This is a genomic window from Psychromonas saccharinae (assembly GCF_051201515.1).
Taxonomy (GTDB): Bacteria; Pseudomonadota; Gammaproteobacteria; order Enterobacterales; family Psychromonadaceae; genus Psychromonas.
Genome location: NZ_CP195153.1, coordinates 1640975 through 1663694 on the forward strand (window position 1 = coordinate 1640975; position 22720 = coordinate 1663694).

General features: G+C 38.1%; 19 protein-coding genes, 2 pseudogenes and 1 other annotated feature. Of the genes and pseudogenes, 6 read left to right on the top strand and 15 right to left on the bottom strand.

Features of this window, described 5'->3' with window-relative positions; all coding sequences use genetic code 11:
- Positions 1-51: 51 nt before the first annotated feature.
- From ACR30L_RS07245 to ACR30L_RS07255, 3 genes are all read left to right on the top strand, one after another.
- A complete protein-coding gene (locus ACR30L_RS07245; protein WP_435237886.1) occupies positions 52-702 on the top strand; it encodes a transglutaminase-like cysteine peptidase in 651 nt (216 codons plus the stop codon).
- Between the two features lie 6 nt (positions 703-708).
- Positions 709-2640 (top strand): bifunctional diguanylate cyclase/phosphodiesterase, encoded by a 1932-nt coding sequence (locus ACR30L_RS07250; RefSeq protein WP_435237359.1) that lies wholly within the window; start codon positions 709-711, stop codon positions 2638-2640.
- A 356-nt stretch (positions 2641-2996) separates the two neighbouring features.
- Complete coding sequence (locus tag ACR30L_RS07255; RefSeq protein ID WP_435237360.1) at positions 2997-4268, top strand: HD-GYP domain-containing protein; 1272 nt, start codon at positions 2997-2999, stop codon at positions 4266-4268.
- 404 nt (positions 4269-4672) lie between these two features.
- Here ACR30L_RS07255 and ACR30L_RS07260 read toward each other — a convergent pair.
- The 4 genes and pseudogenes from ACR30L_RS07260 to ACR30L_RS07275 form a co-directional block, all read right to left on the bottom strand.
- Positions 4673-5158 (bottom strand): annotated as a pseudogene (locus tag ACR30L_RS07260) (IS3 family transposase); the annotation flags it as partial.
- 68 nt (positions 5159-5226) lie between these two features.
- The gene (locus tag ACR30L_RS07265; protein ID WP_435237361.1) at positions 5227-5703 is read right to left on the bottom strand and encodes a group II intron maturase-specific domain-containing protein; all 477 of its coding nucleotides are present in this window, start codon (positions 5701-5703) and stop codon (positions 5227-5229) included.
- On the bottom strand, positions 5655-6743 hold the full coding sequence (ltrA, locus tag ACR30L_RS07270; RefSeq protein ID WP_435237362.1) for a group II intron reverse transcriptase/maturase: 1089 nt from the start codon (positions 6741-6743) through the stop codon (positions 5655-5657). The genes ACR30L_RS07265 and ltrA overlap by 49 nt, the downstream gene beginning before the upstream one ends.
- Before the next feature lie 664 nt (positions 6744-7407).
- Positions 7408-8118, bottom strand: a pseudogene (locus ACR30L_RS07275) (IS3 family transposase); the annotation flags it as partial.
- A 168-nt stretch (positions 8119-8286) separates the two neighbouring features.
- Between ACR30L_RS07275 and pfkB the strand changes: the two are divergent.
- Both pfkB and ACR30L_RS07285 read left to right on the top strand, forming a co-directional pair.
- Positions 8287-9228 (top strand): 6-phosphofructokinase II, encoded by a 942-nt coding sequence (gene pfkB / locus ACR30L_RS07280; protein ID WP_435237363.1) that lies wholly within the window; start codon positions 8287-8289, stop codon positions 9226-9228.
- Between the two features lie 82 nt (positions 9229-9310).
- Positions 9311-10669, top strand: coding sequence for an MFS transporter (locus tag ACR30L_RS07285; protein WP_435237364.1), 1359 nt, complete (start codon positions 9311-9313; stop codon positions 10667-10669).
- Between the two features lie 35 nt (positions 10670-10704).
- Here ACR30L_RS07285 and mqo read toward each other — a convergent pair whose 3' ends face one another.
- The 11 genes from mqo to ACR30L_RS07340 all read right to left on the bottom strand — a co-directional run bounded on the left by mqo (position 10705) and on the right by ACR30L_RS07340 (position 21196).
- Positions 10705-12213: a malate dehydrogenase (quinone) gene (gene mqo / locus ACR30L_RS07290; protein WP_435237365.1), complete on the bottom strand. Its 1509-nt coding sequence runs from the start codon at positions 12211-12213 to the stop codon at positions 10705-10707.
- Positions 12214-12294: 81 nt separating this feature from the next.
- Positions 12295-12924 (bottom strand): bifunctional phosphoribosyl-AMP cyclohydrolase/phosphoribosyl-ATP diphosphatase HisIE, encoded by a 630-nt coding sequence (hisIE, locus tag ACR30L_RS07295; RefSeq protein WP_435237366.1) that lies wholly within the window; start codon positions 12922-12924, stop codon positions 12295-12297.
- A complete protein-coding gene (gene hisF, locus ACR30L_RS07300) occupies positions 12921-13694 on the bottom strand; it encodes an imidazole glycerol phosphate synthase subunit HisF (protein WP_435237367.1) in 774 nt (257 codons plus the stop codon). The genes hisIE and hisF overlap by 4 nt, the downstream gene beginning before the upstream one ends.
- A complete protein-coding gene (hisA, locus tag ACR30L_RS07305; RefSeq protein ID WP_435237368.1) occupies positions 13676-14413 on the bottom strand; it encodes a 1-(5-phosphoribosyl)-5-[(5-phosphoribosylamino)methylideneamino]imidazole-4-carboxamide isomerase in 738 nt (245 codons plus the stop codon). The genes hisF and hisA overlap by 19 nt, the downstream gene beginning before the upstream one ends.
- A gap of 1 nt (position 14414) precedes the next feature.
- Positions 14415-15017, bottom strand: a complete 603-nt coding sequence (gene hisH / locus ACR30L_RS07310) for an imidazole glycerol phosphate synthase subunit HisH (protein WP_435237369.1) — start codon at positions 15015-15017, stop codon at positions 14415-14417.
- A complete protein-coding gene (hisB, locus tag ACR30L_RS07315; RefSeq protein ID WP_435237370.1) occupies positions 15014-16084 on the bottom strand; it encodes a bifunctional histidinol-phosphatase/imidazoleglycerol-phosphate dehydratase HisB in 1071 nt (356 codons plus the stop codon). The genes hisH and hisB overlap by 4 nt, the downstream gene beginning before the upstream one ends.
- Before the next feature lie 10 nt (positions 16085-16094).
- Positions 16095-17165 (bottom strand): histidinol-phosphate transaminase, encoded by a 1071-nt coding sequence (gene hisC, locus ACR30L_RS07320; RefSeq protein ID WP_435237371.1) that lies wholly within the window; start codon positions 17163-17165, stop codon positions 16095-16097.
- Positions 17166-17279: 114 nt separating this feature from the next.
- Positions 17280-18569, bottom strand: coding sequence for a histidinol dehydrogenase (gene hisD / locus ACR30L_RS07325; protein ID WP_435237887.1), 1290 nt, complete (start codon positions 18567-18569; stop codon positions 17280-17282).
- A gap of 23 nt (positions 18570-18592) precedes the next feature.
- Complete coding sequence (hisG, locus tag ACR30L_RS07330; protein WP_435237372.1) at positions 18593-19489, bottom strand: ATP phosphoribosyltransferase; 897 nt, start codon at positions 19487-19489, stop codon at positions 18593-18595.
- Between the two features lie 22 nt (positions 19490-19511).
- Positions 19512-19635, bottom strand: a sequence feature (His leader region).
- Between the two features lie 120 nt (positions 19636-19755).
- A complete protein-coding gene (locus ACR30L_RS07335) occupies positions 19756-19923 on the bottom strand; it encodes a DUF2986 domain-containing protein (RefSeq protein ID WP_435237373.1) in 168 nt (55 codons plus the stop codon).
- A gap of 109 nt (positions 19924-20032) precedes the next feature.
- Positions 20033-21196 (bottom strand): MFS transporter, encoded by a 1164-nt coding sequence (locus ACR30L_RS07340; protein ID WP_435237374.1) that lies wholly within the window; start codon positions 21194-21196, stop codon positions 20033-20035.
- A gap of 244 nt (positions 21197-21440) precedes the next feature.
- Between ACR30L_RS07340 and ACR30L_RS07345 the strand changes: the two genes are divergently transcribed.
- A protein-coding gene (locus ACR30L_RS07345) for an IS630 family transposase (protein ID WP_435237375.1) occupies positions 21441-22464 on the top strand; the annotation gives its coding sequence in 2 pieces (ribosomal slippage) (positions 21441-21895 and positions 21894-22464; 1026 coding nt in all).
- The last annotated feature ends 256 nt before the right edge of the window (positions 22465-22720 follow it).

A 22720-nucleotide genomic window follows, 5' to 3' on the forward strand; every position in this document is an offset into this window, starting at 1 on the left:
ATAATGGTCTCAAACATTGGCCATAATGTAAGAATCTGTGTTTACAGCGTGATGTTATTATTCTCACTGACAGGCTTGCTTTATGGCGATTCTCCACCACAATTAAATGAAAAAAAGATTATTAGCGCGCTGGCTAAGAATTATGGTGAGCGGGCTGCTAAAAGAGGAAGCGCTTGGTTTAATGCCTTAGATCGCTCCTACAATTTACCTGAAAAAGAAAAGCTAAAAAGTATTAATGATTTTTTTAATCTCTTACATTTTATAGACGATATCAAATTATGGGGTGAGAAAAATTATTGGTCTACACCTGTTGAATTTATTGGTGCTAATGGTGGTGATTGTGAGGATTTTGCAATTGCTAAATATTTTTCTCTCCTTGAAATTGGTGTCCCAGATGAAAAGATGCGTATTACGATGGTAAAAGCACTTCGACTCAATCAATATCATATGGTTGTTGCTTATTATGAGACACCAAGCTCTGAGCCACTGATCCTTGATAATCTTGATGGCAGAATTAAGCCAGCCTCACAACGAACAGATTTATTGCCTATATACAGCTTTAATGGTAAGCAGTTATGGCTTAATAAAGAAAAAGGAAGAGGTACTTTAGCAGGTGAATCGCAGCGTATTAAACGCTGGAGTAATTTAAATCAACGTATGGGACTCTCTAAAATGAGACAACCTAAATTACGCATGGAGTAATTATAAATGACCCTTTTTAACCAGATAAACTCATTTTTATTTGGCTTGTTTTTATTAGTGATGTGCAGTTTAGTTTATTTTCAATTTACTGAAACGAAAGCATTTATGGTTAATCAGATGGAGTCTGATCTGAATAATACCAGTACTTCACTTAGCTTAATGCTTAAGCCTCACTTAGAAACAGGTGATGAAGCTGTCGTTGATACATTAGTTAATGTTATTTTTGAAGGTGGTTTCTACCAAAAAGTACAGTTAACTTGGTTATCTGATAAAAGAGAACAAGTTTGGGAAAATCCCGTTGTGATTGATGATGTGCCACAATGGTTCATTGATTTAGATCTTTTTCAGGCGAAAACTCAAGAAACTGTTATTACTTCAGGTTGGTTGCAATTGGCAACATTAAAAATTGAGTCTAATCCTGCAATTGGTTATCGAGAATTATGGCGAATAATGAATGATACCGCGATGGTATTATCTGCATTGTTTCTATTATCTATTTTGTTGATGCGAATTCGTCTTAAAAAGATTTTAAAACCACTTCATGAAGTGAGTATCCATGCACAAGAGATTGCTCAACGTAAGTTCAGTGAAGATATGCCATTGCCTAAAACAACTGAGCTAAAAGATATGGTTGGTGCAGTAAACTCGATGTCAGGACAACTTAAGCAAGTATTTAAAACATTAGATGATGAAGTTAACAGTTTGAAGCATGATAAATTACTTGATCACGTTTCTCAACTTCCTAACCGATTATGCCTAACAGGCCAATTAAATGGTTGGTTATCTCAACCCGGTTTCGGTGGTTTGATTTTGGCTAAATTTGATTGGTTAGAGGAAATTCACAGTAAATTCGGTTACCAATTACGTGATCAAACCATTCGTATTCTTTCTAATGAACTTGAAAAATCATTACCAAAGAATGACGATAATATTATTGCCCGTATTTCTAATGTTGAATTTGCTTTTTTAGTTAGCAGTGCGGAAAAAGAAAAAATACACGAGTATATTCAAACACTTATTCGGTTAGTTAATCAAGAAATGTTAAAAGCTGGCTGTGAACCAAATCAAGGGTTCGCTATTGGTGTAACAGAAAGAACTGAGGGAATATCAAGACCTGACTTCTTATCTCAGGCTGATCATGCACTACAAAATGCGCTGAATGAAGATAAGTTAAGTAGTTGGTTCTATATTGAAACTAAACAAGAGTTTAGTCGTGAACAGTGGCACACTCGATTAACCGATGCAATTACGAATAATCAATTTTTATTCAAATGGCAGCCAGTAAAAAATGCGAATAGTGATAATGTCATTCACAGAGAATTATATTGTCTTTTAAATATTGCCGATAAAACCGTACGTGCAGCTGAATTTATGCCTTATATAGAGCGTTTGATTTTAGGGGCACAGTTAGATAAATGTTTACTTGAAAATATAGTTAATCAAGAACGAATTATGTTATCTGATGGTCCTGTAGCAGTTAATTTAACTCGTGAAAGTATCACTGATCCAGAGTTTCATATATGGTTATCTCGTTATTTAAAATCATTACATAACCCTGAAAAATTACATTTTGAAATACATGAAGCAGGCGTTAAAAATAATATTGAAGATACAATTAAACTATCTAATATTATAAAAAATGCAGGGGCAATGTTCGGTATTGATAATTGTGGTAGACAAATGGGGTCGCTTGATTATCTTCAACATATCAAACCGGATTTTATTAAATTAGATATTTCACTCTCTACACTTGATAGTGATGACCAAGAAGAGAATCAACAAAAGCTACAAGTTTCAAGAGCTTTGATAAGTATTGCGCGTGGGTTTAATATCAAAGCTATTATTACTGGTGTTGAAGATGCAGCGCACCTAGAAGTCGTCAAGGGGCTTCGTGCTGATGCTTATCAAGGCTATATTTCTCCTCCTGAAGATCTTTAGCTTGTTTAATGAGTATTGTAAATACGATTAAATTCGTATTTACAATACTGTTAAAGGTTAATTCAAAAAAATGCATAAAACATATTATCTTTTATTTTCCAAATAATTTTGCTAAGTTCTCATTAACTGAACGATAGTTATAATCACTTTATAAAGGTAATGAAAAATTTCCAATATGATTATATAATATTCACATAGAATTTATTTGAGCTCTGAAATAGAGTGAATATTAAATAAAGTTAATCCTTTGTTTTACAAACTTTATATATAAGCGACGGTTGTATAGTTTTCATCTTCAATTATTTGTTGGTATTTGATATAAAGTGAAAAATTATAGTAATAATTAAAGGAATTGCATGTTTGATCGAAATCGGTACTACGTACCTGTTAAACAACTTAAAATAGGAATGTTTGTTTCTGATTTAGATCGGCCATGGTTAGGCACGCCTTTTCTTGTTCAAGGATTTGAAATTACATCGGAAGAAGAAATTCAACAACTCACTGAAATCTGTCAATATGTCTATATTGATAAAAAGAAGTCAGGGTTATTTGATTATAGTTTAGATGAATATGTTCCCGATGAAACGAGTTCAAAAATCCCTTTTAAGCGTTCTTATGAGCAATCTTCAATTAAATATCATCGTTATCAAATTCCTCTAGATAAATATAGCATTGTTGAAGAGCTTGATAATGTAAAATTTGTCTATGAGAAAACGCGTAGAAATATTCATCAAACATTAGAAAAATTAAAATTAGGTAACGAAATCGATGTTCGTCAATCCAAAGAAGTAGTTAACGATTGTGTCGATAGTATTTTTAATAATAAAGATTCTTTACTTTGGTTTACCTTAATAAAAAAACGTGATCCTTATACTTCTGAGCATTCACTTAATGTCACTATTTTATCGATTGCATTTGCACGTTATCTTGGTCATTCAGCTCAAGAATTACAAACCATCGGTCTGTGTGGGTTATTGCATGATATTGGAAAAGTAGACATTCCTTTGAGTGTACTGACAAAGGAAGGGCGCTTTACAGACGAAGAGTTTGAAATAATGAAACTTCACCCTGGATATGGGCGAGACTACCTGGTGAAACAGCCGAATATTGATTACGAAGTTGTTAATGTCGCCTATAGTCATCATGAACGGATGGATGGCTCTGGTTATCCTCAAGGTTTACTCGCACCTGAGATACCTTATTATGCACGTTTAGTTGCAATTACAGATACCTATGATGCGATTACTAATGATCGGTGTTACCAACGTGGACGTACGACATTACAAGCACAAAAGATACTCTATGAAGGGGCTGGTAACCATTATGATGAAGAGTTAGTGAAAAGCTTCATTCAATGGTTAGGTATTTATCCGCCAGCTAGTATCGTTGAAATGAGTAATGGTGAAGTCGGTATTGTACTCTCGGTGAATCCTGACTGGAAATCAAGGCCACGCGTAGTATTGATTCTTGATGAGAATAAAGAACCACAAACGCAACGCATTGTTGATCTGCACAAAAATGCATTAGATGAACATGGTAATACTTATCATATTAAAATGTCATTGCCTAATCATAGCTTTGGTATTAACTTGATTGATTTTGAATTAAATGAATTATTAAACGCATAATGTCAGTCATATACATCTGATCTATTCGTTTAATTTTTTACTGAGAGTTCGATTCCCTTGCAATGACGCATTAACAAATACCTTTCTTAAATAGACTTTTTTGAATATATGTTATTTTTACATGTCTTGAAATTAGCCATTATTACAATTATTCCTAGCTTCGTTTTTTTCAATCCTAATCACTAGCTATTATTCAATCCAACGCGTTTCTTTTATCCATTTGCCTACGATTAAATAGAATATTTAACTAACGAAGTTGGTATTGTTTTTAAAATTTAACATGTTAAAAGATCACAATATATAAAAGAGGGGAAACACCCGTTTGTTCGTTATTTTATAAGCTATCTGCTGCCGTGTTATATTTAAGTGTACAATCTATAAAAATTTTGTATTTAATATTCTGGTCAAGCACAACTGGACACCTGACTTTGTAAATTTTCATAATTAATCGGAGTTAAATCTCCGAGTGTTGTATGGAGTCGCTCATGGTTGTAATAGCGGATATATTCTTCTACATCAGCCTTCATTGATTCTCGTGTTAAATGCACAATATTCAATATCCACTCATTCTTTAAACTACCAAAAAATCGTTCTACAACTGCATTATCTAAACAAGCACCAACGCTGCTCATTGAGGCTGTAATACCATGTTTACTAAGTAACCGACTAAACCTACCACTCGTATATTGAGAGCCTCGATCACTATGAAACAGCAACCCTGAACTCGGTTGTCTAATATTAATAGCCATTTGTAACGCACGCTCAACCAAATCAACCGTCATTCGCGGTGAGATAGCCCAGCCAACAATACGTCGAGAATATAAATCCATGACAATAGCTAAGTACATCCAGCCTTGGTTAGTTCTTAGTAGAGTAAGAGGCAGAGCGTAGTCGAACTATTTCTCTGCTTCTCCTCCCCGAACCGTACGTGCACCTTTCAGCGCATACGGCTCTCCGCTTAATTGTGGCTAACAGCCATTGCAACATCACTATAGCGAGACGTAACAGTATTTCTAATTTCATCTCTAAGGTAGGGGTTTGATTTAGGTAATCGCCATCGAAATTGTAATTTAGGGCTGCTCACTAACCTAAAGAGTGATGCACCACATAAATCACCTCGATTGCTTTTACCAAATAATACCCAAGTCTTAGCCTGATTCGGTGTCGGGCGTTTGATCCATTTCATCATTAACGATTTAATAGAACAGCGATATTTCCTAGCCAACCATTTAGCAAGTTTCCAGAAAACAATACGATCAATTTTACTGTAAACTTTTGCGGTGTAATCAGTATGTCGATAAAATTGTGCCCAGCCCTTAAGTTTCCGACTGAGTTGTTCAACCTTGTCTATCTTGCTACAACTGTGATCACTAGATAAAGCTTGGCTCAATGAATGAGAAAATGCTTTAGCCTTAGCATGTGGAATACCACACACATATTACCTTTAGGACCACGTTTCCTTATGATCCTATGCCCAAGGAAGATAAAACCATCATCCACATGCGTAATATGGGTTTTTTCCATATTGAGTGTAAGTTTGAGCTTACCTTCAAGGAAGTTTCGACATTGATCGCGTATCACTTCTGCTTGCTGTTTATTACCTTTGACAATCACAAGAAAATCATCGGCATAACGACAATAAGCAACCGCAGGTTTCCATTGTCTCTTTTCCTCTAGCGCGATGTTGCGTTTATCTTGGATGGTACGATTCCAGTACCAGCGATCTTTACGTACTTTATTACTCAAGTAACATTTTTCCAAGTACTGGTCGAATTCATTAAGCATGATATTTGACAGCAATGGAGAAATTACGCCCCCTTGTGGAACACCTTCATTTGTTGCACAGAATAGGTTACGTTCAATATGTCCCGCCTTGATAAACCGCCAAAGCAATTCATTAAATCGTCGACAATTGATGCGTTTACGTATGCATGTCATGAGTAGTTGATGGTGAACCGTATCAAAGTAACTTGATAAATCTCCTTCAATTACCCAGCGTCCCCGTGGCACATTGGTATCAGTTAGCTGTAACTTAACTGTACGAATAGCATGATGAACACTGCGCTCAGGTCTAAAACCATAGGATAATGAATGAAAATCATTTTCCCATATCGGCTCCATTGCCATGAGCATGGCACGTTGTACTATTCTGTCTCTTAAAGTTGGTATACCTAAAGGTCGTCGCTTTCCATTCGCTTTAGGAATATAAATCCGCCTAGCTGGCATTGGTTGATAATTACCCGAGAGTAAATCATTTCTGATTTCATCTAAATAACCAGTCAACTTGCCCTGTAAGTGAATTTTAGTTATTCCATCAACGCCAGGCGTTTTAGCGCCTTTTGCGGAAAGTGTTACTTCAGCCGCTTGGTAAAGCCATTCAGGATGACTGATCAGGCGAAACAATCGATTAACGCGACGCGTTTTATCGGTTGCGGTCCATGTTGCTAATTTACGTTGCAGTTCGCTGATTATCAAAGGTCTTCACCTCATTAAGGTCAGGTAATTTGCTTGCGCAAATCAATTAAACTGCGTCCCTTCGCCATGTAATGGGCTTTCCCCACCTCAGACTACTACGAACGCTCCGCCAGCTTGTTTGTCATCGGGGTCGTGCTCCCTTACCATTCAAACAAACCTTCCCCGGTTTACCTATCTGAACTCAAACGTATTGGGGTGGATGCCGATCGCAGTCTTTAACCTTATCATCCTGTAAGGTGATGATGCTTAAACGTAGAATTGTGATATAAACGTTCATCCATTGATAAGCACATACATATTACTTCTCAAATAGGTAATAACACCGCTACATATAGTGTTATTACAACATCATACTACCTGTAAATTCGTGTAGGTAGTGGCGACATTTCAGCCCATAGATGCGGGTTAATCGGTTCATGTTCTTCATCCTTTCAATACTTAGTCTAGAAGAGCATCTTGGCGTAACGAATTCGCCTCACTCCCCATTGTCAGCGAGTTACATCACCTTATCAGCATACGATAAGTCACTGCCGCTCAGACTCAACTACCTGCACAACCAGATAGTGCCATAAACACTTTAGCTCCTGCTAGATTGCTCATGTATTTCAGATAGACTCGTGGTTCATTAAAGCATTCCATGCTAGTGCTGAACTCCGGGCACACAATATGTTACATCACCAGCCCAAACCAAGTTTGCCTGGGTTGGGTTAAACTGCTGATTTAAAACATTATCCGCAACACTATCGCTATGCTTACGCTTTGTTGTCACTTTATAAGCCTGCCGCTGCTTCACAATAAGCTTTAACTTCCGCATAATGCTACGTGTTCGATACCGGCCCACATTAAAGCCTTCAGCTCTTAACTTTTTGCACAGCTGACGAGACCCTAAGCTACCACGACTGCGTTTAAACAGCTTCCGTGCAGTACGGTATAGGTTCAGCTCTTCTTCACTAATTATTTTAGCTGGCCGTTCAAGCCAATCATAAAATGCACTACGACTGACTTTCAGCGTATTACAAAGCAACTTTATGGGGTATTTAGAACGGCATGCCCGAATATATCGAAACTTTATTTCATTTCTTTTGCGAAGAAGGCACTGGCCTTTTTTAATATTTCTTTCTCCATACGCAGCTGTTTAACTTCTTTACGCAGGGCTAATAGCTCTGCTCGTTCATCAGAATCTACTGTTGAATTTATATGCTCTTCTGCTTTTTGTTTCCAACTATAAAGTAGGCTAGTTGTGATACCTAAAGCGGATGCAGCTTCTTGAACGGTATAACCCTGCTCACTGATTAACGATAATGCTTCGGTTCTAAATTCACTGGTATAAGTTCTGTATTGACGTTTTGTATTCATGATCACCTCGATAGTGGATAGTATTATCCAGAATTAAAGTGTCCGGTTCAATTAGACCAGAATATAATGATTTAGATTAAGATATTAGTTTATTCATCTTTATAAATTTAACTTATTGAATATAATGAAAATTAATTAAAAAATTATGATAAGTTTCATTTTCCTACCCCTTAGAAGGAACTGTTAGATGGCTAAAATTATTACATTAACGTTAAATCCTGCGTTGGATTGTGCTTCGACCACGGAACGTATTGTTGCAGATGGAAAGTTGCGCTGCTCATCACCTATTTTTGAACCTGGTGGTGGCGGTATTAATGTATCGAGAGCGATTCATAAGTTAGGCGGCAAATCCGTTGCAATTTATCCCGCAGGTGGCTCTACAGGTCAGCATTTAACGCAATTACTTGAACAGGAAGGTGTATCGGCTTCACCATCAAGTTGTGCGCAATGGACTCGTCAGAATTTAAATGTTGTTACTAGCAGTGATAATGCTCAATATCGTTTTATTATGCCGGGTGCTGAGTTGACGATTGAAGAGCAGTCAGCGCTGTTAGATATTTTTGAAGTAAATAAAGATGCAGAATATTGTGTGATAAGTGGTAGTGTTGCAGATAATATGCCCGGTGATATTGTTGCCGATGTCATTGCATTTTGTCAGGCGCAAAAAATCAAAGTTATTTATGATGGTTCTGGTGCTTCTTTAGAAAATGCAGTTAATCGTGGTGGTTTATACCTAATTAAACCTAATGCGAACGAATTAGCGGTTTTAACTAATTCCGATTTTATCGAACCAGCTGAATTAGAAGAAAAAGCGCGTCAAATTATTAAAGAAGGTAAAGCTGAGATTGTATTAGTCTCATTAGGTCCACAGGGGGCATTGTTAGTGACTAAAGATATTTGCGAACAAGTTGTTCCACCTAGGGTACAAAAAAATAGCACAGTAGGGGCGGGTGATAGCCTTGTTGGTGCAACTGTTTTATCATTGGCAGAAGGCATGTCCATTCGCGAAGCTGCAAGACGAGGTGTTGCTGCAGGAACGGCTGCAACGATGAATCATGGCACCGAGTTATGTAAAGCGGCTGATGTACAAAGACTTTATGATTGGATACTTAAAAAATATCCTTTATAGGTTTTTAATAGTCGATAAGTTAGGAGAAACTGTCTCCTAACTTATTAAGCAGTGAAATTCTATGCCCTAAATAAGACGTTTCATGAATTCAATTTCCAACCCATTTTCTATAAAAAATATACGTCTGTTTATTGCCTTTCGTATTTTCTTTAATGCGCGTTTTTATTATCCAGTTTTTACAATTATATTTCTTGATTATGGTTTAACGATTGATCAATTCGCGTTGTTAAATAGTGTCTGGGCGATAACTATTTTTTGTGCCGAAGTCCCCTCTGGTGTACTAGCCGATCTATTTGGAAGAAGACGTTTAATTATTGCTACCTCGTTATTAATGGTAATCGAAATAGCAGTGATTGCATTTGTTCCTATTGAAAATTCGAACATTATTTTCTGGGCATTTTTAATTAACCGTATTTTAAGTGGTTTAGCAGAAGCAATGGCTAGCGGTGCCGATGAAGCGATTGCTTATGATGCATTAACAGATCAAGGAAATATAGAGGATTGGCCGAGCGTATTAAGTGTACAAATGCGTTTAAAATCACTTGCATCAATGATAAGTATGACGGTGGGAGCGTTAGTATATGATCCAAGTATTGTAAATCGAGTTATATCATGGAGTGGCGGGACATGGACATTAACTCAACAAACTACCATGCGTTTTCCTATTTACTTGACGTTAATTTTAGCCGTACTTTCATTATATTGTGCTTTTCAGATGGAAGAAAAAAAATCAATAAATCATAGTACACAACAAGCTAATTTAGCTTCTGCATTTAACATGACTTGGCAGACGGTTAAATGGATATTTGATACCCCTTTTGTGTTGGCTATTATCATCTTTGGGATGTCTTACGATCATATCTTACGAATGATAACAACGATGACCAGTCAATATTATAGATTGATTCATTTGCCCGAGGCTAGCTTTGGGGTAATTGGCTCTGGCTTTGCGCTATTGGGATTGTTTGTACCTAAAATAGCGGAGTATATGGTAATCAATAACGCGTTTAGAACGAATATTTTATGGTTATCCGGTATCACTATCATTGCATTATTTGGATTGACTGGTTTTTACCCCTATTGGGGATTGTTACCAATGAGTTTAGCGTTTGTGGCAATGATGTTAGTTTCTTTTTTTACAAGTCATTATCTCAATCGCGAAACGGCTTCGTATCATCGTGCGACAGTACTCAGTTTTAAAGGGATGGCATTTAATTTAGCCTATGGGGTGATTGGTGTTTTGTTTGCTAGTTTATTAAGTTATCAACGCGATATCGTGATGAAAGTTTCTACATCGTTACCTGAGAATGAGATTGAAACGAATGCGTTTAAACAGGCTATTGGATGGTTTCCATGGTATGGCATTTTTTGTTTGTTGCTTGCCGTTATTTTTTGTCGATATAAATTAAAGAACTTTACTAAGAGTAAGATTAAAGGATAAACCTAGGCGGAATTTTGCCTAGGTTTATTTGTATTTTACTGAGGTAAAATATCAAGTTTAAGTGTGTCGATATTATCGGTTCGTATTTTGGCTAATAATGCAGGATCTTTGATCAGAGATTGGCCATAGGATGGAATCATTGCTTTGATTTTTTCTTGCCACTCATCAGTTTTTATTTGCTCAGAGAAGCTTGATTCAACGATACTTAACATCGTATTGACCGCCGTTGATGCACCTGGAGAAGCGCCTAATAGGGCCGTTAAAGTTTCATCTTCTGAATGAATCACTTCTGTTCCAAATTCTAATTTTCCTGGATGGTCAATACCGGGTTTGATAATCTGCACACGTTTACCCGCCGTACATAAAAACCAGTCAACAGGATTAGCATTAGGATAATATTCCTGTAGAGATTCGACCTTTGATTTTTGGGTTTTTAATACTTCAGTGATGAGGTATTTAACAAGGTCAATATTGTGTAGACCAACGGATAACATTGGATAGATATTGGCCAAGGTCATCGACAGAGGGAGATCAAAAAATGAACCTTTTTTGAGGAATTTAGTTGTGAATCCTGCAAAGGGGCCAAATAGTAATGTTCTTTTGCCGTCAATAACACGCGAATCTAAATGTGGTACAGACATTGGCGGCGCACCAACAGAGGCTTTCCCATAAATTTTAGCATGATGCTGCGCAACTACTTTAGGGTTCGTACAAACTAACCATTGGCCACTGATTGGAAAACCTGCGTACCCTTTGCTTTCTGGAATACCTGATTTTTGTAATAGTGGTAAAGCACCGCCGCCCGCACCAAGAAATACAAATCCTGCATTAAATCGACGGCTGGATCCACCTGTTCTATTTTTTGTGGTAATTCCCCAACGTTTAGTTGATAATTTTTCTATTTTATCAACTGAATGTTGAACAAGCAGTTCGAAGTTATCTGTATCGCGGAGGTGTGCAATAAGATCATTTGTTAATGCGCCAAAGTTTACATCAGCCCCATAGCGAACACGTGTTGCTGCAACCTTTTGATTAGGGTTTCGGCCTTCCATGATAAGTGGCATCCACTGCTTAATAACAGCGGGATCATCGCTAAACTCCATGACCGAAAATAAAGGGTGACTACTTAATGCTTGATAACGAGATCGGAGAAATTCAACATCTTTTTCTCCTGTAACAAAACTATGATGAGGTGCTTGATTGATAAATTCTTCTGGGCTGGGCAAAATATCATTATCAACGAGATAAGACCAAAACTGGAGAGATTCTTCAAAGGCAGCATTAATTGATAAAGCTTTACTGATATCAACGGTGCCATCGCTTTGTAATTGTGTGTAATTAAGTTCACAGTAGCCGGAATGGCCTGTTCCTGCATTATTCCAACCATCGCTACTTTCAGCACCTGTAATCGGTAAACGTTCAACCATTGCAATTTTTAGTTGCGGATCTAATTGTTTTAATAACATCCCTAAAGTTGCGCTCATAATACCTGCACCAACTAAAAGCACATCCACATCATTATTTTTCAGAGTTTTGTCATTCATTATCGTCTAATTTTTTAAGGGTTAATAAAATGAAACGCTTGTGCTTACCATAAATTGATAAGCACTTATTGCCATAATCATTTATTTGCTATGGCGTTCCTGAAGGGTTGCAGCAACATCTGCAATTGATAAACCTTCATTTTGTAATAATACAAATAAATGATAGATCAAATCAGAACTTTCGTTAGTTAACTCATCCATATCCTTTGCCATTGCCGCTAGTGCGACCTCAACACCTTCTTCTCCCACTTTTTGAGCGATACGTTTGGTGCCGCGTGCATATAAACTTGCAGTATAGCTACTTTCTGGATCTGCACCTTTACGGCTACCGATGATTTTTTCAAGATCGGCTAGAAAAGTAAGAGCAGGTTGTTTTTCATTTTTGAAGCAACTTTCTGTCCCCAAATGGCAGGTTGGACCAATCGGTTCAACAATTGCAAGTAGAGTATCATTGTCACAGTCTGTACTAATTTCAAGTACATTTAAAAAGTTGCCAGATTCTTCACCTTTGCACCATAAACGTTGCTTAGTACGGCTGAAGAAAGTCATTTTTCCACTTTCTAATGTTGCTGTTAAGGATTCTTGGTTTACATAACCTAGCATTAAAACTTTACCAGAGGTACGATTTTGTACAATTACTGGCATTAGGTTATCAACTTTAGCCCAATCGAGTGCATTAAGTTGTTCTTCATTCATTAAAACATTACTCATAATCTGATCTCTACTTGTTCATTTTTAAGATAAGCTTTTAACTCACCAATATTAATAATTTGTTTATGGAAAACACTTGCGGCTAGCGCGCCATCAACATCTGCTTTTTTAAAAACATCTGTAAAATGGATCATTTCACCTGCACCGCCAGAAGCAATTAATGGAACATGACAAATTGCACGGGCTTGGCTTAGTTGGTCGATATCATAACCACCACGAACGCCATCTTGGTTCATCACATTTAGGACAATTTCGCCTGCGCCACGAGATTGGACTTCTTTAATCCAATCGAAGGTATTCCATGTTGTGGTCACCGTTGCATGTTCACTACCGGTAAATTGTTTTACATGGTACTGACCCGTTGCTTGGTCAAAGTAGCTATCAATGCCGATAACAATACATTGCACACCAAATTTTTCACTAAGGCGATTAATAAGAGAAGGGTCTGCAAGTGCGGGGCTATTAATTGATACTTTATCGGCACCAAATTGTAAAATACGTCGTGCATCTTCTTCGGTTTTAATACCACCTGCGACGCAAAAAGGAATATCGATGACTTCAGCGACACGGCTTACCCAGCTTTTATCGACAACCCGAGCATCGGAGCTTGCGGTTATATCATAGAAAACCAGTTCATCAGCGCCTTCTTCTGCGTAACGTTTTGCAAGTGGAACAATATCACCAATAATTTCATGATTTCTAAATTGTACACCTTTGACGACTTGGCCGTCTTTAACATCTAAACAAGGTATTATGCGTTTTGCCAGCATGCGATTGCCTCCTCAACGGTGAATTTACCTTCTAATAGAGCTCGGCCAACAATCATCCCTGACGCACCAGAACGTGCCACGGCAGCAATATCATCAAGTGAACCAATACCGCCAGAAGCTTGCCATTCTACTTGAGGATAAGCAGCTGCCATCTCTTTATAGAGGTCGACATTTGAACCCGTTAATGTTCCGTCTTTTGAAATATCGGTACACAGTACATGCTTTAGTCCAACGGTAAGGTAGATATCGAGCAGAGACTCAATCGTTTGACCACTCGCTTCTTGCCATCCTGATACGGCAACAATTTTATTGCCTTCCGCATCGATATTGATATCAAGTGCTAGAACAATATGTTCCGCACCGTATTTTTTCATCCAACCCGCTACCATTTCAGGCTCTTTTACTGCTGTGGAGCCGATAACAACACGTTGTGCGCCGGTGTCGAGCAGGTCTTTAACATCTTGTTCAGTGCGAACGCCTCCACCAATTTGAATTTTAGCTGGCGTATTAGCAATGAGACTTGCAATAACGTTGAGTTGGCGTTTAGTGATGTCTTTAGCGCCATCAAGGTCAACCAAATGAAGCCAGTCAGCTCCCTGTTGATTGTAAATAGTAAATTGACTTTGTGGGTTGTCACTGTAAACGGTTTTCTGTGCGTAATCCCCTTGATATAAGCGAACTACTTTGCCATCGATAAGGTCGAGTGCAGGAATTATCATATTAAAGCTCCAGGAAGTTTTTAATCAGTTGGGCACCGGCTTTACCAGAACGCTCTGGGTGAAATTGCACACCGTAGAAATTATCTTTATTAACAGCTGCGGTGAACGGTGTGCCATACTCACAACTCGCAATAGTGTGGTCGTTTACTGGTAGTGCATAACTATGCACAAAATAAAAATAACTGCCGACCGGAATATTTTTAAATAAGGGGTCATCTAGTTTTGGCGTGACTTGATTCCATCCCATGTGAGGAGCGCGCAGCGGAGCAACATCCATTTTCTCAATGTTGCCTTCAACGATGCCGAGTGTTTCAATAATCGGTTGATCGCCAAATCCTTCTTCTGAAGCCTGTGCAAGCATTTGCATACCAAGACAAATTCCTAAAACCGGTTGAGTTAGTTGTTTAATTTGTTCAACTAAGTTCCGTTCAATGAGATTAGCCATAGCTTCTTTTGCAGTACCTACACCGGGTAAAAACAGTTTATCTGCTTGCAGTAATATGGCCGGATCCTTGCTGACGGTAACATCATAATCAAGACGTTCGATGGCAAATTTAACCGAAGATAAATTTGCACAGCCAGTATCAATAATGACTATGTTCATAATACACCTTTACTTGATGGCAGCTCAGTTCCAACAATTTGAATACTTTGACGAAGGGTACGACCGAAGACTTTAAATAAACCTTCGACCATATGATGCGCATTACCATTTTCAACTTCAAGGTGCAACGTTGCACCTAAGGTTTGTGATAATGAATAGAAAAAGTGTTCAACCATTTCTGTCGACATCGTCCCCACTAATTCTCGTGGGAAATTTGCTTTAAATTTAAGGTATGGACGACCTGAAAGGTCTAATGTACAGACAGCTTTTGTTTCATCCATTGGAAGAACAAAACCAAATCGACCAATACCGCGTTTGTCACCTAAAGCCGTCTTTAAGGCTTCACCCAATGCAAGGGCGGTATCTTCAACGCTATGATGATCGTCAATATGTAAATCGCCTTTTACATTGACATCCATTTGGAAGCCACCGTGAGTTGCAATTTGATCCAGCATATGGTCAAAAAATCCCATACCTGTATCTATATTATTTTCGCCGGTACTGTCAAGATCCACACGTACGTTGATATCGGTTTCTTTGGTGGTACGGGTTACCGAAGCAATACGTCCCAGTGTGGTTAACTGCTTAACAACAGCTTTCCAACCAAAGGTGTCGCGATTATAAAGAATACCGGTAATACCCATATTATCAGCAAGTCCGATATCGGTTTCTCGGTCACCAATGACGTAGGAATTAGCAAAGTCAATACGACCTGATTGTAAGTACTCTTTGACCATACCTAAATGTGGTTTACGACAACTACAATTATCTTCTGGAAAATGAGGACAAAGCAATGTGGATTCAAATTTAACACCTTGAGAAGCAAAGATTTCCATCATTTTATTTTGTGGAATATCAAAGTCTGACTGTGGGTAACTGTCAGTGCCTAAGCCATCTTGGTTAGACACTATTACTAAAATAAAACCAGCATCTTGCAGGGTTAATAAACTTGGAATGACATAGGGTTCAAAGATTAACTTTTCTAAACTATCAACTTGTTTATCGGACACTGGCTCATCTATTAATGTACCGTCACGATCGATAAATAGAAATTTCTGTTTGCTCATTGTATTTTCCCTATAGCGATTTTAATGTTGTTAATGTAGCTTGCATTTCAGCTTCAGTCCCGATAGTGATTCGGATACAGTTTTCTAGGCGAGGTTTGTTAGCAAAGTCACGCATAACAATACCATCGTTTGCAAAGGCTGAAAATACCTGCGCAGAATCTTTAAAACGTGCTAGCACATAATTTCCCGTTGCTGGAAATATCTCCGTGATGCAGTCTATGTTGGCTAGTTCATTTTGTAATAATCGGCGGTTATTATTCAGTATTTTTACTCGTTCCAACATAATGGATAAACCACTTGTTGATAGTGCCTGTGTTGCTATTTGCGCAATTGGAGCGGGCACGGGATAAGGCGCAATAACCTTCGATAGCATTTCAATAACAGACGCTTGTGCGAGTGTGAAACCGCAACGAATTGATGCTAATGCAAATGCTTTTGATAATGTGCGGGTTATAACTAAATTTTCATGTTGTGCGATTAAGTTGACTTGACTGAATTCTGGGCAGAATTCAATGTAAGCTTCATCTGCGACAATGAGTGCTTTTCCCTGTGTTGCTTTTAGTAATGCGATTAATTTTTGTGTATCAAGCATATTCCCCGTTGGATTATTAGGGGCGCATAAAAAGACGATTTTAATATTACTATTTGGTGCATTAACGGCTTGTTCAACGGCGAGATAATCAACATCAAAATTAGCTTGCAATGCCACTTCTCTCACTTCCACTCCACAAGTTTCAGCACTAATTGAATACATACCATAGGTGGGAGGGCAGATTAAAATACTGTCATCGCCGGGTTCACAAAAAGTACGTATTAAAATTTCAATACTCTCATCGGCACCACGTGTACATAAAACTTGTGTATTATTAACTGAAGCATAGTCTGCGTAGGCATTGATTAATTCGGGAGGTTGAAATTCAGGGTAACGGTTGAGTTGGTGACAATCTAATTGGTATTCATTGCAATCAGGGGCTTCATTCGCATTTAACCAGACATTGCCTTTACCACCAATTCGACGAGCTGAAAGATAAGGTGTTAATGCCTGAACAGTCTTACGGGCGAGTTTTTGAATATCACTCATTGTATATCTTCCCTAACGAGTAGCAATATATATGAAGCGTTGAATTGGTGACTTATATAGATTGCTATAAACTATTTTTTAGTCGCGCACCATGTATTGTCGTGCGCGGATTCTTTATTTATTTAATTTATCCATACGGATAGTGACGGCACGCTCATGTGCTGTTAGGCCTTCTGCCGCAGCTAGACATGTGACAGCTGGTGCGAGATTACGTAACCCTTCTGAACTGAGTTCTTGAACGGTGTAGCGTTTTACAAAATCAGCTAAACCTAGGCTTGAGTATGTACGTGTGTAGCCATAGGTTGGCAGTACATGATTGGTGCCACTTGCATAATCGCCAACAGATTCGGGTGTCCAAGCGCCTAAGAAAATAGAACCAGCATTTTTTAATTTTGGCTGTAATGTTCTAGGATCCTTGGTTTGAACAATTAAATGCTCGGGTGCATAGCGATTTGAAATTTCCGCTGCTTGGTCAAGGTCAGAACAAATAATACTGACACTGTGAGATATGGCTTGTTTAGCAATGTCACGACGCGATAGCAATGCGAGTTGGTTATCTATTTCAATGGCAGTTTGAGCGGCTATTTCTGCACTTGGGGTTACTAAAATAGTTTGCGAGTCATGGCCATGCTCTGCTTGAGATAGAAGATCCGATGCGATAAATGCGGGATCTGCATCTTGGTCGGCAATGACTAAGACTTCAGAAGGACCCGCTGGCATATCAATCGCTGCGCCTGCAAAATCATTGCTGACTTGACGTTTTGCTTCAGTGACATAGGAGTTACCTGGACCAAATATTTTATCGACAGAGTTAATGGTTTCAGTACCGTAGGCTAATGCCGCTATGGCTTGAGCGCCACCAATTGTATATATTTCATCTACACCACAAAGTGATGCTGCGAATAGTATTTCATCGGCAATGGGGGCTGGAGAGCATAACACTAAACGCGAACATCCTGCTATTTGAGCAGGTGCCCCGGTCATAATAACCGTAGAAGGAAGTGGTGCGCTACCGCCTGGGATGTAGAGGCCAACCGATTCGATAGGTTGCGTATGCATTTCACAAACCACACCTGGCATTGTTTCAACACGGATTACATCCTGTTGTTGTGCTTGGTGAAATTTTACAACCTGTTGATAAGCGATTGTGATGGCTGATTTAATATCATCCCCTAAACGCGCGGTTGCTTGTTCGATATCTGCATTTGTTTTAGTAAAATTATCGCTTTCTAGTTTGTCAAAGCGCTTGCTCAATTCAACTAAGGCACTATCACCTTGGGTGCGAATTGAGGTAATAATTTCTGATACTGTATTTGAAAGTGCAGTTGAGTCAGTCATTGCTGGGCGAGAAAGTAATTGCTGCTGCTCTTCGCCCGATAAATCTGACCAATTTACACTCCGCATTGCGGTTTGTGTTGTTGGCATAACTACTCCATCATTTTTTCAATTGGTAGTACTAAGATTGAGCTTGCACCCAATGCTTTTAGTTGTTCCATTGTTTCCCAGAAAAGATTTTCTTTACTTACTACATGTAATGCAACATGGTCATCGCGACCAGCTAGTGCTAACACAGTTGGTTGTTCTGAACCTGGTAATAGTTTATTAATTGCTTCCAAGTTTTCTTTTGGCGCATGTAACATAATGTATTTAGATTCTTTGGCTGTTTGTACGCCATCAATACGCGTTAAAATACGGTCAACTAATTCTTGTTTTTCAGGTGTTAATGCTTTTTCACGTTGCATTAAGACGGCAGTTGAACGATAGATAACGTCTACTTCTTTTAGACCATTAGCTTCTAGAGTTGCGCCGGTCGATACTAAGTCACAAATGGCATCTGCAAGTCCGGCACGAGGCGCAACTTCGACTGAGCCAGTTAGCATACAAGGTGTGTAGGGTACTTTTGCTTCATTCATAAAGCGTTTAAGAATATGTACATAGGTTGTTGCGATACGTAAGTTGGCAAGCGATTGTACACCTTGATAATCAAAGTCATTGTCAACGGCAAGTGAAAAACGGCATTCGCCAAAGGCTAACTCTTTCACTACTTTATGTGCTGTTGGTTCATTGATGGCATCACGCATCATTGTTTCTTCTTCAAGGACATTTTGACCAATAAAACCAAGGTCAACGACACCGTCCATGACTAAACCAGGAATATCATCATCGCGTACACGCAAAATATCAATTGGCATATTTTCACTATGGGCAATTAAACGTTGAGTGTTTAGGTTTACTTTAACACCACATGCTTTTAGTAATTTAACCGTATCGTCGCTTAAACGACCTTTTTTTTGTATTGCGATTCTTAAATTTTGCTCTGGCATTGCTATTTTCCTTGCTTTAAAAACTAAAAAACCCTCGGAGGTTGCCTTCCGGGGGTTTGATTTTTTTTATTAACCTCTGGAAGCACGTGAAAACTCTTCCAAGAAATAATATCCTGAAAGATTAGGTGATATGATGGTGATGTTGTGCTTTCAGAATGACTTTTTTCACGGTTATTTAAATCTCTTTCAATTAAGTGTGGTTAGAGTATCAACCCAAACGCTAAATGTGAACTGTTTTTGACTAAAAAAAATAAAAAACAGCGTAATTATGCATTATCTGCATTTTCGTCTATGTGTGTTTCGGTTGTAGAGGCTTCTAATTTTGCGCGTTCAGCCTTACTGATGTATTTTGGTTTTTTACTAGGATTGGCTTTCGCATTTATTTGTTTCATGCGTTTTTTTAGAATGCTGTTAATTTTTTTCTTTCGGTTCATTGTAATGTCCTAGCTAAATGAAATGTCGTTTAGATCAATCAAGTAAAAAGGATCTAAACGTCACATTGTAAAGTACTCTTTAACAAACACAAGTATATGATGATTATTCTTACTGCAACTGTTCCTTAGAGAGTCTAGTCTTTATTCGATCCCGTTTAATGATTAAATAGAAAGTATAGGTAGCAGAAAAGAGTGTCGCAAAACCGAATACATTTTGACTATTACCGGGAATAAACTCTAAGAATGAAGTTAAAAATTGACCCGAAAAAACAGCCATCGTGATATATGATAAATTTCGTCCTCGATTATCTACAGAACTTTGCTCTACGGTCATGTGATTTAGTAGTGGGATAGAAAGACCGAAACCAATACCAGCAAAAATGGTCCCCATTATTAGGATAAAAATATCCGTTGAAAAATAAAAGGCAATATGTGCAATGCTGTAGCTGATGAAAGCAATAATTAATGTGGCATTATTACCAATACGACCGAGTAATTTTGGCATTCCAATAACTGTTAGCACGGCTACTAAAGAGATGAATGCAAGAAAACGACCCGTTTCCGATTCACTAAATCCAAGCGTACTGAGCTGCAAAGGTAATGTTACTATAACAGCGAAAAAGGCAATCATAGAGGCACCCGCTGATAAATACACGGTAATTAATGATTGTGGTATATCATTTTTTTCAGATGTTGGTTGATGTGTTTTTTCCAGAGTATTCGGAGAAGAGGGGGGCACATAAAGGTAAAGCATCAGTAAGAAGACCCAAGCGAATAAGTATAATAAGAAAGGCCATTGCCATCCCATTTCTGCTAATACTCCGCCGATAAATAAAAAGATTACACCACCGAGCTCAATGGACATTCCCTGCTTTGCAATCATATTAAGACGTGCATTACCTTGGTACCATTCGGAAATCAATACCGTGCCGCTTGCCATCACGACTGCCGTGATTGAACCAAGTACAAAACGGTTAATAAATACCGTGCTATCACCATGAAAAAAGACGCCTATCGCACCTACTAACCCATAGAAGAATAGTCCGATAAACATAGACTGATATGCCCCAAAACGGTCAATTAAGCGACCTGCAAAAGGGGCAAAAACAACGGCGCCTAATGAAGGGAGTGTGATTAACCAAGTTGCTTTATCTGCCACGCCCATTTGTGTTGATATAGAGGTTAGCCCTGGAGCTAAGACACAGCCGACCATGATAGTTAAGCATGAAATAAAAAGTAATGTATAGCGACCTTTTGTAGAAAGTTCTTGCATGAAATACTCCGTTTAATGATGTAGGCGAGATACTAAACCGGAAATAAACATAACAAAAATACTTAAATGTCATGTTACCCATAGCAAAAACGTATTAATAAACCGTGATGTGATTTAATGCTGTAATATTGGTTTGATAAATTGATTGTTGGGCACTTTACGTTGCTAATCAAAATGGACCTATTGGTTATACCAATTCCATTAATTTTATGATCTAATAAAGCAATCATTAAAGGTGCTGAATATGACTCAAGAATTATCGAAAATGATTAGCTCAACCTCAGATGCGAGATTAAAACTTCGTTTATTAGCGGTATCTCACTTTCTTGATGGTAAAAATAGAACTCAAATATCTGAATACTTAAAAGTAAGTCGAACGAGTGCAAATAGTTGGATACAAACCTATTTAACACAGGGAATTTCAGGGTTAAAAGAGAAAAAACATACGGGGCGCCCAAAAGGCCTAAGCGAAAAGCAACTGTCTCAACTGAAAGAGTTTGTTGTTTCTTCGGCTGTAAAGGCAGATGGTGGCAGACTCCAAGGAAAAGATGTCCAGCAGTATATTTTAGTTGAGTTTGGTATTGAGTATAAAAAGTCCAATATTTACAACCTATTACATGAATTAAATCTAAGCTGGATAACTACACGTTCAAAGCATCCCAAGCAGTCAATTGAACGTCAGGAAGATTTTAAAAAAATTCAAAATAAAAACGATCCTTAAGATCCCTGGTCATGTTGCGTTAGATCGGGTTGATATCTGGTTTCAAGATGAGGCGCGTTTTGGACAACAAAATACGACCACTAGAATATGGGCTGAAAAAGGAACGAGACCACGCGTAGTACAGCAACAACAATACACTTACGCTTATCTATTTGGTGCTGTTTGCCCAGCAAATGGTAAAACAGAAGCTATCATTGCTCCTTTTAGTAATATGGAAATCATGAAAGAACATCTAGCGCTTATTTCCAAAGCAACGGAAGCGGGTCGCCATGCTGTAGTGATAATGGATGGTGCCAGCTGGCATCAGGAATACTTAGATCAAGCATTTGCTAATCTAAGCATTATTCACATCCCACCTTATTCTCCTGAATTAAATCCAATCGAGCAAGTATGGTCATGGATGAGACAAAATGAAATTGCCAATCGTGTTTTTAGTGATTATGAAGATATTGAAGGGAAGTGCACTATTGCTTGGAATAACTTTAGAAGTGATATTAATAGAGTCATGTCACTATGCTTAAGATCGTGGATTAATTTGACCAGTTAATTAATGGAATTGGTGTTATTCGTTTCGGCGTCAAATTAAGGTTGAAGGTGGTAATGTGAGTGATGCCTAGTGGGTTTTTGTAAGCGATTGATTTTAAATGTAATGAATTTGTTTTTATATCCGTAATTAGTTCACTTTTGGCTTGCTAGTTTTTTGCATATTGAATGAGAGCAGGTATATAATCGTTTCGCTGTTTTTATTGGATAAACTCGCCTTAAGCATGCATCTGATTAGATTAATAAATTAAATTTAGTCC